General features: G+C 43.4%; 10 protein-coding genes. 9 read left to right on the forward strand and 1 reads right to left on the reverse strand.

Annotated features, from left to right (window positions below; all coding sequences use genetic code 11):
- Positions 1-148 precede the first annotated feature (148 nt).
- From Q4549_RS01415 to Q4549_RS01445, 7 genes are all read left to right on the forward strand, one after another.
- Positions 149-1,072, forward strand: a complete 924-nt coding sequence (locus tag Q4549_RS01415; protein ID WP_303553121.1) for an arginase family protein — start codon at positions 149-151, stop codon at positions 1,070-1,072.
- A complete protein-coding gene (locus tag Q4549_RS01420; protein WP_303553122.1) occupies positions 1,072-1,602 on the forward strand; it encodes a GNAT family N-acetyltransferase in 531 nt (176 codons plus the stop codon). Before Q4549_RS01415 ends, Q4549_RS01420 begins: the two co-directional genes overlap by 1 nt.
- A gap of 112 nt (positions 1,603-1,714) precedes the next feature.
- The gene (locus tag Q4549_RS01425; RefSeq protein ID WP_303553123.1) at positions 1,715-2,761 is read left to right on the forward strand and encodes a bifunctional transcriptional activator/DNA repair enzyme AdaA; all 1,047 of its coding nucleotides are present in this window, start codon (positions 1,715-1,717) and stop codon (positions 2,759-2,761) included.
- The gene (locus tag Q4549_RS01430; RefSeq protein ID WP_303553124.1) at positions 2,754-3,134 is read left to right on the forward strand and encodes a luciferase family protein; all 381 of its coding nucleotides are present in this window, start codon (positions 2,754-2,756) and stop codon (positions 3,132-3,134) included. Before Q4549_RS01425 ends, Q4549_RS01430 begins: the two co-directional genes overlap by 8 nt.
- 115 nt (positions 3,135-3,249) lie before the next feature.
- A complete protein-coding gene (locus tag Q4549_RS01435; RefSeq protein WP_303508559.1) occupies positions 3,250-5,115 on the forward strand; it encodes a putative nucleotidyltransferase substrate binding domain-containing protein in 1,866 nt (621 codons plus the stop codon).
- An 8-nt stretch (positions 5,116-5,123) separates the two neighbouring features.
- Positions 5,124-5,825 (forward strand): 3'-5' exonuclease, encoded by a 702-nt coding sequence (locus tag Q4549_RS01440; protein ID WP_303553125.1) that lies wholly within the window; start codon positions 5,124-5,126, stop codon positions 5,823-5,825.
- Between the two features lie 1,003 nt (positions 5,826-6,828).
- A complete protein-coding gene (locus Q4549_RS01445) occupies positions 6,829-7,344 on the forward strand; it encodes an adenylate kinase (protein WP_303553126.1) in 516 nt (171 codons plus the stop codon).
- 241 nt (positions 7,345-7,585) lie between these two features.
- Here the strand turns inward: Q4549_RS01445 and Q4549_RS01450 are convergent, their stop codons facing one another.
- Entirely contained in the window at positions 7,586-9,364 is a 1,779-nt protein-coding gene (locus Q4549_RS01450; protein ID WP_303553127.1) for a sodium:solute symporter family protein, read from the reverse strand.
- A 477-nt stretch (positions 9,365-9,841) separates the two neighbouring features.
- Here Q4549_RS01450 and Q4549_RS01455 point away from each other — a divergent pair, with 477 nt between their 5' ends.
- Together Q4549_RS01455 and Q4549_RS01460 are read left to right on the forward strand one after the other, a co-directional pair.
- A complete protein-coding gene (locus tag Q4549_RS01455) occupies positions 9,842-10,564 on the forward strand; it encodes a FadR/GntR family transcriptional regulator (protein WP_303508565.1) in 723 nt (240 codons plus the stop codon).
- A gap of 551 nt (positions 10,565-11,115) precedes the next feature.
- Complete coding sequence (locus tag Q4549_RS01460; protein ID WP_303553128.1) at positions 11,116-12,951, forward strand: polysaccharide lyase family 7 protein; 1,836 nt, start codon at positions 11,116-11,118, stop codon at positions 12,949-12,951.

Consider the following 12,951-nt stretch of genomic DNA (forward strand, 5'->3'; position numbering starts at 1 on the left):
GCCCTTTTTATTCTAGAATTGCTTGACACGGTAGCTGCCCACTTCATTTTCCCGTTTAATCAATAGATTACTGATGAATAAGTTATTTGTTAGTGGTTTAATTGATCTCTATTTTTAGCGTTAGCTACCACTCGTGAGTTTACCCAATATGACCAAACGCTTTGACATCATCGGTGCTCCCTTTAATCATTTAGGTTGCGTGATCACTAAGCAAAATACCGTAAATGGCCTTAGGCAAGCTGGCCAAAATACTTGGGTAGGGCTATCGAATTGGATCGATGTTAGAAATAGCCGCTGGGATGCGGACATTAAAGATTGCGGTGATGTGAGCCCTTCTAGTGAGGTAATGGGTTTGCTTGAGGCAGAACAAAAGGTAAGCGCCTTAGCGGATTACGGAGACGCGCTTTGCGCTGCCGTACTCAATAGCTTTTATCAGGGGCGCATTCCTATAACTATTGGTGGGGACCATTCTATCGCAGTGGGTACGTTGCAGGCGGTAATGACCTTTTATCAGAAACAACGGGACAAAAAGGTAGCGGTTATCTGGGTGGACGCACATGCAGATTGTAACGATAAGCTAGATGGCAATTTGCATGGTAAACCTTTAGCGATGCTTATGGACAAATACCCCGATAAAGTGTGGGATATTGATCCAGAACGAGTGCTTAAGCCTCAAGATATTTATTACATTGGGGTACGAGATGTAATGCCTAACGAGCAACGGTTGATTAGCGAACTTGGTATTCGCCATTACGGTATGCCAAGCATAGATAGCTTAGGAATAAACGGCGTTATTTCTAGTTTGATGACTGAGCTAAATGATAACTACGATCATATTTATTTATCTTTCGATTACGACGCGCTAGACGGCAGTATTTATAGAGCGTGCGCTACGCCTAATGTAGGTGGCTTAAGTGCTAGAGAGGCAATTCACTTAGTCTATTCGGTTGCATCTAGCCCTAAATTTATCGGCGCTGACTTTGTAGAATATATGCCAGAACTGGATGACAATGGAGTATCCAAAGAACTGATGATTAAGCTGATAGATGCAGTGTGGGGGTTTAGAACCTAATGGTTACGCTACGGGCAATTACCGCTAAGGAGTTTGCAGACTACTGTGAGTATTTTGTTGATGATTACAGCCGCGATATCGCAGCGAATCAAGGGCACTCTAAAGAAAGGGCGTTAGAGTTAGCCCAACAAACACTAGAACAAAGCTTTCCGCAAGGGGCAGAAAGCCAAGGCCACCAACTGTTTTGTATCGAGCAGCAATCAGAGTTGATTGGTTATTTATGGCACTCTATTCAAGCGAGTGACCAATCCACTTACATTTATGATTTTTATATTTTCCCCAAGCAGCGCAACAAAGGGTTTGGGAAACTGGCGATGAAGGCGCTTGAACAGCAGTTGACGGGGTTTGGTATTAACCAAATCAAGCTTAGAGTCGCATTTAGTAATCAGCGCGCGTTAGCATTGTACCAAGAGCTTGGCTTTGTGTTACCGGCTACAACATGTCTAAAACCATTACCCAGTAGCGTAAACCTAGTTGGCTTTTGGCGCCGTCATTTAGCGGATTGCCTGGCAACCGTATCGATTTCTTAATCGACCGCTTTGTTAGGCATTACTTAAAAAATACTTGTTCATTTTTCGGTAGCCGATAAATCTACACTGAGTTATTTTGGTTTTATCTACTCTCATTAAGCAGTAAAGGTTTATGGAACCACTAAGCTTTCAGCAAAAGTATGACGCAATGAGCCGCAAGGATGCCCAGTACGAAGGGGTGTTCTACACCGCAGTAAAAACCACCGGTATTTTTTGTCGACCAAGCTGTCGAGCGCGCAAACCTAAAATCGAGAACGTTACATTTTACAACAGCGCGCAAGAAGCCCTGCAACACGGCTATAGAGCTTGTAAAGTATGCAAACCGATGCAAGCTTTAGACGAAGCCCCAGATTACATAAAAGCGCTGTTAGATGATATTCAGCAAGACAACTTTACGCGAATTAAAGACGTTGATTTACGCGCGCGTCACCTAGATCCTGCTCAAGTGCGCCGCTGGTTTAAGAAGCACCATGGAATTACTTTTCATGCCTATCAACGCATGGTGCGAATTAACTCGGCCTTTAGCCAAATTCAACAAGGCGATAGCATTAGTAATTCAGCCTTTGATTCGGGTTACGAATCGCTAAGTGGGTTTAATGAAGGGTTTAAGAAAGTGTTTGGTGGCGCGCCAACTGGCAAAACCAGCAATGTGATTAATATTGTGCGTTTTACCACGCCAATTGGGCCCATGTATGGCTGCGCCACTCAGCAGGGTATCTGTTTGCTAGAGTTTACCGACCGCCGAATGTTGGAGACTGAATTTAACGATCTTACTAAACGTTTAAAAGCCGTTATTCTGCCGGGAGAAAACCCACACCTGGATCAAGTTCAGACTGAGATTGCTGAATACTTTGCTGGAACCCGCAAACAGTTTGACGTAGCACTAGACACTCCAAGCACCGAATTTAGGCAATTGGTATGGCGTGGGCTAATGGATATTCCCTATGGTGAAACACGCAGTTACGGCCAACAAGCAGAGTACTTAGAGGTACCTAATGCCGTGCGGGCGGTAGCCTCGGCCAACGGCCAAAATCGTATTAGCATTATTATTCCCTGTCACAGAGTGATTGGCGCTAACGGCCAGCTAACAGGCTACGGTGGTGGTATTCATCGTAAAGACTGGTTGCTGAAACATGAAGCGGGTTTGCCCAATGGCTAAACAAGAAAGCTCTGAGCAAATGGCCGCTTTACAGCAGCAGGTAAAGCATTCTTACTCGCCACTAAAACAGCAACTGCATACTTGGCTGTTAGCGAAAGCGGGTATTAGCGAGACGTTTTGGCCAAACGACAGCGGAGGCTTTTACGGCTTTGTTTATAAAGGCAAAGAGTTTGCTCACTTTCATCAAGGCGATGAGTTAGATTTAAAACTAGGGCGAACAAGCATTGCTGAGCAAGGCTTACGGCATCCTGTGCTCTCTATATCCCACCCTAAACGCAGCCCACGTTCGGCCTGGATAGAGCTTGGTTTTTCAGACCAAGGCTCTTTGCAACAGATACAAGCGTTGGTCCTATTAGCTATTTCGCCTCTATAGTTGTCACTGTTCTATTGTTGATAAGTGGCTAAATGGGCAGCAAATTCGAGTTAGCTCATAGTAATTACATGTAATAACAATATAATAATACTATTGCTGAAGATAGGTTATTACCATGCCGCAAACACTGTTGCCGAACATTATCGAATTTTTGTCGCAGATTTATCCATTTAATTTATTGCCGCCAGCCTTGCAGCGGCAAATTGGAGAGTCGGTAACCATTAGCTATTTGGCGCGAGGCGAGCAAATTCGCTTCGGTTCCGATAAATCAGAGTGTTTCCTATACATTATTCGCACTGGGGTAATGGAGCAGCGTAAACCTGATGGGGTGTTACGCTCAAAACTCGGCGAAGAAGACTTATTTGGTTTTACTTTTTTAGAGCCACTAAAAGACGCGCTTGATGGCTATAGTGCAACAGCAATTGAAAACACCTTGCTGTACATGGTGCCGCATACCGAGTTAACCCAACTGCTTGAGCAGCATCCAGAATACGCCGACAGCTTTGCTTCTAAAGCGCGAGTACGCCTGCAGTCGGCGCTAAACGTGGTGTGGTCTGACAACGAGAAAGGCTTATTCTTTAAAAAGGTGTCGGAAGTTGCTAGCGGAACGGTAGCTGTGGTCACTGCCGATATGTCGATACAAGCGGTGGCGAACGAAATGCGAGTGCAGTGCCGCTCGTCTACTGCGGTGATTAAAAAAGACGGTGTTATATGCGGCTTAATCTCAGACCGTGATATGACCAAACGGGTGATTGCCGAAGGCTACGACATCACTCGCCCGATTAGTGACGTAATGACCTCGCCAGCGGTCACCACTAAACCGAACGATCTTATTCTTACCGCCGCCTCACTGATGATGGAACACAACATTCGCAGCTTGCCAGTGGTGGAGAACAATCAGGTATTGGGCTTGCTCACCACTTCACATTTAGTGCAAAAGCACCGCGTGCAGGCGATCTTCCTGATTGAAAAAATTAAGTACACCGAAACTGTAGAAGGGCTAGCAAAACTGACTTCAGAGCGCCAAGCGATATTTGAAGCGCTGGTCGAAGGTAAGGTGAGGGTAGAGGTAATAGGCCGAGTTATGGCCATGATAATGGATGCCTATAATCGCCGACTGATTCAAATGGCCGAAGCCAAACTAGGCGATCCACCTTGTGCATATACTTGGGTAGTAGCGGGCTCTCACGCTCGTAACGAAGTACACATGTTGTCTGATCAAGACAGTGCTATTATTTTGCCAGAGAACGTTAGTAAGTCTGACCGCATGTACTTTACCCATTTAGCCATGTACGTGTGTAACGCCATGGACGCCTGTGGTTACCCCTTATGTACCGGCAAGTTTATGGCGGCGACACCAAAGTGGTGTCAGCCGATTAATGTATGGAAAGAGTATTACCGTAAATGGGTGTCTAACCCTGAATACAGCATGTTGTTAAATGCCACGGTGTTTATGGAAGTTCGCAGTATTTATGGCGACGCCAGTTTGTCGGAGCAGCTTCAACAGCATTTGTACGCATTACTTAATAACAATAAAACCTTCTTAAACTCACTGGTCACAGACTCTGTATCGGTACAACCACCCCTAGGTATTTTTAACAACCTAGTGTTGGAGAAGGGCGGCGAACACAGTGAAATGCTCGATATTAAAAAGTATGCTTTACTGCTTATTGTCGACTTAGGCCGCATTTACGGTTTAGCGGTTAATAGTGACGATACCGGCACCGAGCAACGCTTCACCAGTGCTGCAAAGAAAAAAATACTCAGTGAAGATGCTCTAAAAGACGTACTAGGCGCTTATCGGTTTATTACACAACTTAGATTCCGCCATCAACTTAAAGCATTAAAAGAAGGTTCTGCGCCAGATAACTATATTGCCCCTAAAAGTTTTGGTAACTTTGAACGAGAGCACTTAAAAGACGCATTTCGTATCATTAATAACCTACAAGATGCTGCTAAGCTGCGTTTTAGCGAAAAATAGGGTAAGCAATGTTCACACGTTTTAAACCACTGGCGAAGCTAGGCCGCGCCCGCGCAAAGGTGATAGCTAGTGGTGGTTTACCTAAAAAGTTTAATCGGCTGTTAGAAGCCACGCTTCCCAGTGAAAGCTCCAATATTAAAGACCTCGAGTTTCTCGCCTTCGATCTTGAAACCACCGGCTTGCACCCAGAAAACGATCATATTCTTAGCATTGGCTACACAGTGATGAAGAATTTGAGCATAGACCTAAACAGCGCCTCGCATTGTTACATCAACAGTGGCAACAAAGTTAAAGCAGAAACCGCGGTTATTAACCAAATTGTGCCAGAAATGCTCGCGCAGGGGATCAGCCTAGACCAAGCTATGGATCAGCTTTTTGAAGCGATGCAGGGCCGAGTATTATTGGTGCATGGTTGTTGTGTAGAGCAGCAATTTATTGATTATTATCTAAAGCAGCGATACCAGTTGAATACCTTACCTTTAGTTTGGGTAGATACCTTAAGTTTAGAAAAATCGTTAATTGCCAACGCTAATCATCAAAAAACTGGGGATTTTCGTTTATCGGCTATTCGCCAACGTTATGGCTTACCCGAGTACAATGGGCACAATGCACTGATGGATGCCGTAGCCACTGGCGAGTTATTTCTCGCCCAAACTAAGCGCATTTTTGCAAAATCTCCGCAAGTGATTGGATCACTGATTAAAAAGTAAAAGCAGCTATTCAAGTTGCTTTAACTGCGCCTTCTTACACAGCTGGTATCCACCAAAGCTCGCATTCCTTTATTGTGAGAATTTTGTCATTTTCTTTTTAGGCTACTGAAACTTAAAGGTTTAGGTGGTAGAGTAAACTGTATAAAATGTGCCATAACTGGGAAAAGGCATTCTTAAAATAAGATGCCTTTCTCTTTATAACGCTCTTATATCGGTTGCATATAGGGGAGCTAAAGTTGTTCGATGAACTGTTAAAGAACGCTGAAGAAAGTTCCGCGAAAATGGTCATGAAGTTGACTATGAGTCTGTCATTGAACTTGCAGCATCAGTCTTGAACGAAAGTAACAATGAGCTAGAAGAGGCGAATGTTAAACTAGTTATCTCTGAACATGATGCTTTCTTAAAGAGGAATCGAGAGCGCTGTGTAGTGGTCAACTAAATTTGCTATGGTGTGTTCCTATTAAAAGAATAAAATTATGAAGTGTTTTTGTTGTGAAAGGAAGTTTTTCTGCGATGGTCTACTTGTTATTAAAGCCCAAAACTATTGTCGAAACTGTGCTGAAGGACTTTTTGGTAAAACCTCGTTAAATAACTCAAGCCCTAAAAACACTAGGTTTTTTACTAAACTCGCCTCCCATTTTATAGTGTTTATTTTTCTCGTCACAGGCTTATGGCTATTTGTGCTTCTATATGAACTTTTGGAAGCAGGATACAAATTTTTTAAATTCAGATTTAAATGAAACATGGAATCAGTTAAGTGCTTTATGATTTAGACGTTTTCGGGCAAAAAAGACAGAATACGTTTCTCCCACCACGATTGACAACGCCCTCTCCATCGTTAAGGATAAGACTATGAATACTTATCTTACGCAACAGGCGCTACGAATTATCATCATTCCTTAGGAATGGTGGGATTGTTAATGCGCTGTTGATGTGTAAAACCCACCCAAAGAGGTGGGTTTTTTGTATCTGCCTCAGGGGATTATTACTACAAGGAGTTCACATGAAGAAAATAGCTGTTTTTGGTAAGCCGGGCAGTGGTAAATCTACCTTAAGCAAGGCGTTGTCCTCAGCGGTAGACATTCCCTTATATCAACTCGATTCGCTGGTGTTTAAGGCAAATGGCGAAAGGGTAGCGCGTGAGATATATGATCAAGCACATCAGGATCTCTTGTCTCGCGAGCAGTGGATCATCGACGGTTTTGGTCCGCTAGCTTCCTTCAATCAGCGTTTAGCAGCGGCAGACACCTTAATTTACATCGACCTGCCTTATTCAACCAGTTATTGGCTTGCGACTAAACGAATGCTTAAAGGCTTGTTGGTAAAGCCTGAGGGTTGGCCAGATGGTAGTTCGGTGCTAAAAGGCACGCTACAGAGCTATAAAATGCTCAAGCTAAGCCCAACATTCTGGAATGATGATTTTGTAAAAGGCTTAACAGAGCGGTCGCAAGATAAAGAGTTGCATCATATTAAAAGTGTTGCTGAGCTAAATGGTTTTGTTAGGTGTGTGACTAAGTAGTGGTGTATACACTGGCAAATGGCGGCTTACTTTAAGCGAGAGCCTAGCAAACTCGTGTTGTTCCGCTCTTTAGAAAAAGCAAAAAGAAAAGCTAAGCGGGTTACGCTTAGCTTTTTATCTACTAGAAGAGACCCAGCTTTGGCGTTTTACCAAGGCCTAGAACCAAAAAGGCAGTGTTTAGGCCAACACCCTAAACACTGCAAAAGAAGGAATGGTCAGTTCCTATATACTACAGGTCTTACTATGATTCTGATTCTACTGCTGGTTGGCTAGTAGGGGGTGTTTTGTTACTGGTGTTCGCTTTAATCAGTAGCACACCAACACAAAGGATAATGGCTCCACATAAGATAAACACTAAACGGTCACCCATGCTGTTTGGCAACACTACTAATAACATTACAAAGGCACCCGCTGCGGCGATTAATTTACCTAACATGCTACGTTGTTTGTTATCTAGCACTTCTTGTTCTGCAGACTCGTTCACTAATGGTGTATGCAAGTTGTTAAAGAACTTGTCTACATCTTTAGAGCGCTCTTCGCTCAAGCCTTTGTAGAACAACTGAGACATTACAAAGAAACCACCGGTTAGAGCAATGTGACCAATTAGAGCAATGGCTACTTTAAGGTCTTTCCACTCACGGTTAGTTAAGTCTTGGTCTAGGTTGAAGATATCTTGGATATGCTCTGGACCAATCACAAAACCTACTACGTAAGATACACAAGCACCTACTAGTAGTGTTCCCCAGCCAGCCCAATCTGGTGTCTTCTTAATGAAGAAGCCAAGGAAGGCAGGAATTGTCATTGGGAAGCCAAGCATGGCACCGGCAAACATCATTGCGTCGAACAGGCTTAAGCCTTTGAGCGAGTTAATGAATAGGGCGAATAAGATAATTAGTACACCAAACACTGTAGAGGTGATTTTTGAAACGGCGACTAACTCTTTTTCTGATGCGTCAGGGCGTAGTACTGGTTCGTAGAAGTTTTTAACAAAAATACCAGAGTTACGGTTAAGGCCTGAATCCATTGAGCTCATTGTTGCGGCAAACATTGCAGCGATAAGCAAACCTACCATACCTGCAGGCATGTATAGCTCAACAAAGGCTAGGTATGCTGCGTCGGCTGCTTTGCTGCCCATTTCTGGGTGCATGGCGGCTAGATCTACGCCTTGGCCTGCTAAGAACCATGGTGGAATAAACCAAATCACCGGGCCTAAGGTCATTAAACAACAGGCTAACAAAGCCGCTTTTTTAGCATTTTTTGAATCTTTAGCCGCTAGGTAACGGTAAGAGTTAAGCATGTTATTGGTAATGCTGAACTGTTTAACAAAGATGAAGAATGCCCAAATGGTTAAGATGCTTACGTAGTTAAGGTTGTCACCAATAACGAAGTCACGTGGGAAGTCATCTAGAATGTTACCTACGCCGCCAGAGTGGATAATGGCAACAATACAACAGGTTACTGTTACGGCCATAATCACCACCATCTGCATAAAGTCAGATGCGATTACCGCCCAAGAGCCACCCGTTACAGACATAATAAGTACGACTAAACCGGTTAGTACAATGGTCCAGGTCATGTCGAAGCCAAAAATACCAGAGGCAATAATAGCCAAACCATTTAGCCAAATACCGGCAGATACCACACTGTTTGGCATACCAGACCAAGTAAATACTTGCTCGTTATATTTACCAAAACGCATGCGGATTGCTTGAATTACCGTTACAACACGAAGTTGACGGAATTTAGGCGCGAAGTAGGCGTAGTTCATAAAGTAACCAAAGGCATTGGCTACGAAGATAATGGCAACGGCTAGGCCGTCGGTGTAGGCTTTACCTGCGGCACCGGTAAATGTCCAAGCACTAAACTGTGTCATGAAGGCGGTTGCACCTACCATCCACCACAACATCTTGCCGCCCCCGCGGAAATAGTCACTGGTATTATTGGTAAATGTACGGAACATCCAACCGATTGCGATTAGAAAACAAAAATAAATGAGTACGATAAGGACGTTTAAATCCATGTCTGTAATTCCTCTTCCATAGTAGATAACCTTACCTTAACAAGCACTATGGCATTATTGTATGACATAAGGGGCTAAGTGAGATTATGATCTCACTTTTATATCTTGTCAGATTGAAAACGTTATCTAGATCCCATCAAAATAGTCTCAAGCTTCTTATTTGATTTTTAGTTATCGGTGACTCTCTCGCACAAACAGCATTTAGCTATTACGTTTAGGGGGAAGTGAAAACAACATTAATTGTAATACATATGTGATGGTTTTTTAAGCGATACTGTCGGGAATAGGCAACACATTTAGTCATTTTTGACAGTGACTGTATTGAAAAAAGTACAGTAATATCAAAATCCTATGTGCAGTTAGCTAGTGTAAATGTTGAAATCTGTTAACGTAGACACACTTTAGTTGAGCGGTATTGAATATGCTGCACTAAATTAATATGTATGGTTGATTTCATAGGATAGCAAAAGGACACCTATGGCTAACGAATTTGCAATGATTGAAGGCGCATCGCGCAGCTTACACTTACAGGTAGCAAGGGAAATAGCTAAAAGCATTTTGTCTGGCGCGCTTCCTCAAGACAGTATTATTCCTTCAGAGATGGAATTGTGTGAGCAGTTTGGCGTAAGCAGAACCGCGTTGCGTGAAGCAATTAAACACCTCAGCTCTAAAGGCTTGTTAGAATCGCGCCCCAAAATTGGCACCCGAGTGAAAACAAGGGACCATTGGAATATGCTGGATTCTCAGTTGTTAAGTTGGATGGCAGGGATAGGCGAAACCCAAGACCTGCTAACCGAGTTTTTAGCACTGCGACGTGCCATTGAGCCAGAAGCCGCAGCACTAGCGGCAAAGAACGCTTCGGCTGAACAACGGGTATTGTTGTCTGAATGCTTTCAGCACATGGTAGCCATTGCTAATGGTGATGAAGATGCCTCTGGTTGGGTACAGGCTGATTTACAGTTCCACCGTTTGGTTTACTTAGCAACCGCGAATAATTTCTATATTCCATTTGCTAACGTGCTGCAGGTAATGTTTGTGGGTTTCTTCAAACACTCTTCAAAAGAAGGGGGCACATGTATGGCCGAGCACACTGCTATTTATCAAGCCATTATGGCAGGTGACTCTGAAAAAGCCCGAGCAGCTAATTTAGAGCTCTTAAATAACAGTAAGCACCGCCTTCCAGAGGAAGATGTGGCTTAAAACGGCGAGTAATGAAAAAAAGCCTCGCGTCGCGAGGCTTTTTTATTTCATTTAGTTAGCTTACACCTTATATGCCATACAATTGGTAGCGTATTACCTCATTATATTTTGTCTTAAAAAATCACCAAATCCTCATTCATTACCGCTTTTGCACAAAAACAGCCTGCCAACTTATTTCGTCCATTGGTTAAATTGACGGCTTACTCTGTAAATTCAGTGATACTTACATTAAATCACTATTTCTCGTTCAATTTACTGATTTTATTGCATTTATGTAATTGAAGTTAATTAACCAGGCTTAGTGAGCTACCTCAAGTTTTTGGCAGAGAATTAGCTCGGTGGTCAGAAATGTGATCATTACAAAGGTGGTATTGTATGATTTATTGTTAAGGTTTATTTAACATTTCTAAGCAGTAGTGAATAGGAAATTACCGCAATGTGGTATAGCGGCTAGCCTGTTAGCGCATGGATGTGTAAGCGATGCCAACGACGAGAGCGAGGGCACGGAATGGACAGCCTTTATTGGGCGCATATACATAGGACATATAATAATGAAACTGACGCGAAATCGCATCACTGCTGGGCTAGGTGCCTTAGTATTGTTGCAATCTCCTGTATTGCTAGCAGAAACAATTTCTCTTACTAACCCCGGATTTGAAAGTAGCAGCCAATTTGATGGCTGGACAGATACCGATCCTTCTTCTTTGTCTGGTGTTGCTCAAACCGGCAGTAAATCAGTAAAAATTAACGGCAGCGGTGGAAGTGTAGAGCAAACGCTTAACATTGCGGCTAATACTTCCTATACGCTAACGGCTTTTGTTAAAGGCTCTGGCACTATTGGTTTGCGTTTTGGTTCGCAAGAATATACTAAAAAAATTAGCGCTAGCAGCGATTGGACGGAAGTGAGCGTAACCGCCAGTGCTGGCTCTGCTAACCAAGTGACGGTATTCGCAGAATACAACGGTGCTGAAGGCCGTTTTGATGATTTCTCTTTGAGCAGCAGTTCTGAACCTAGCTCTGTTACTCCGCCTGTCAGTGTTGGTTCATGTTCTTCGCCAGCTAACCTTACTATTGCGTCTGCCAGTGATAATGGCAGTAATGATGGTCATGGCCCAGAAAACGCTATAGACGGCAACCTAAGCACTGAGTCTCGTTGGTCATCTCAAGGTATTGGCAAACAGATAGTGTTTGATTTACAAGCTAACGCCAATGTGACGAGTTTAGATGTGGTGTTTTTAAAAGGCGACCAGCGTTCGAGTTACTTCGATGTGGCTACCTCTAGTGATAACAGTAATTGGACATCGGTATTAACTGGTGCGATGTCGAGTGGTATTGAAAGCGGTTATGAAAGTTTTGATATTAGCGACAGTGACGCTCGTTATGTAAGAGTTACCGGGCAAGGGAATTCTGCCAATAACTGGAATAGCATTATTGAAGCGAAAGTATTTGGCTGTGTTGATGGAAGTGCTCCCGTTGACCCTGTCGATCCGGTTGACCCTGATCCCGTAGACCCAGTAGATCCTGCACCGGTTGATCCTAACCTTAATCCGTCTTTACCTCCATCGGGTAACTTTGATTTGTTAGATTGGACCTTAAGTGTGCCAGTAGATGATAACGGTGACGGTAAAGCTGATACGATTAAGGAGCAAGCCTTATCAAGCGGTTACCAAAGCAGCGAATTTTTCTATACAGCGACAGATGGAGGCATGGTATTTAAAGCGCCGATTAGTGGTGCTAAAACATCCTCGAGCACCTCTTACACACGCTCTGAATTACGCGAAATGTTGCGTCGTGGCGATACCAGCCATAGCACGAAAGGGGTTGGCAAAAACAATTGGGTATTCTCAAGCGCTCCTTCGTCGGCTCAAAATGCAGCGGGTGGGGTAAACGGCGTTTTAGACGCAACCTTGGCAGTAAACCATGTAACAACCAGCGGTGATAGCGGTCAAGTAGGCCGAGTAATTATTGGTCAGATCCATGCAAATGATGACGAACCAGTGCGTATTTACTACCGTAAGCTAAAAGACAATGCACGTGGTTCAATCTACATTGCTCACGAGCCACGTAGTGGCAGTGAACAATACTACGAGATGATTGGTAGCCGAGATAATAGTGCCAATGATCCTGCTGACGGCATTAAATTGAATGAGCGTTTTTCATATCAGATTAAAGTGGTTGCTAATACCTTAACAGTAACTATTAGTCGTCCTGGTAAGAGTGATGTTGTTCAAGTGGTTGATATGAGTAATAGCGGTTACGATATCTCTAGCCAATATATGTATTTTAAAGCTGGGGTTTATAATCAAAATAAAAGTGGCAACGATTCAGACTATGTTCAAGCAACTTTTTATTCTTTGAGTAATACCCACAATGGTTACTCTTACTAA

It is taken from the genome of Agarivorans sp. 2_MG-2023, assembly GCF_030548085.1.
In the GTDB taxonomy this organism is placed as follows: domain Bacteria; phylum Pseudomonadota; class Gammaproteobacteria; order Enterobacterales; family Celerinatantimonadaceae; genus Agarivorans.

Coding starts and splice junctions, on each gene's coding strand:
- Q4549_RS01415 (WP_303553121.1), top strand. CDS start 149: ATGACCAAACGCTTTGACATCATCGGTGCTCCCTTTAATCATTTAGGT.
- Q4549_RS01435 (WP_303508559.1), top strand. CDS start 3,250: ATGCCGCAAACACTGTTGCCGAACATTATCGAATTTTTGTCGCAGATT.
- Q4549_RS01460 (WP_303553128.1), top strand. CDS start 11,116: ATGAAACTGACGCGAAATCGCATCACTGCTGGGCTAGGTGCCTTAGTA.
- Q4549_RS01455 (WP_303508565.1), top strand. CDS start 9,842: ATGGCTAACGAATTTGCAATGATTGAAGGCGCATCGCGCAGCTTACAC.
- Q4549_RS01440 (WP_303553125.1), top strand. CDS start 5,124: ATGTTCACACGTTTTAAACCACTGGCGAAGCTAGGCCGCGCCCGCGCA.
- Q4549_RS01450 (WP_303553127.1), bottom strand. CDS start 9,364: ATGGATTTAAACGTCCTTATCGTACTCATTTATTTTTGTTTTCTAATC.
- Q4549_RS01445 (WP_303553126.1), top strand. CDS start 6,829: ATGAAGAAAATAGCTGTTTTTGGTAAGCCGGGCAGTGGTAAATCTACC.
- Q4549_RS01425 (WP_303553123.1), top strand. CDS start 1,715: ATGGAACCACTAAGCTTTCAGCAAAAGTATGACGCAATGAGCCGCAAG.
- Q4549_RS01430 (WP_303553124.1), top strand. CDS start 2,754: ATGGCTAAACAAGAAAGCTCTGAGCAAATGGCCGCTTTACAGCAGCAG.
- Q4549_RS01420 (WP_303553122.1), top strand. CDS start 1,072: ATGGTTACGCTACGGGCAATTACCGCTAAGGAGTTTGCAGACTACTGT.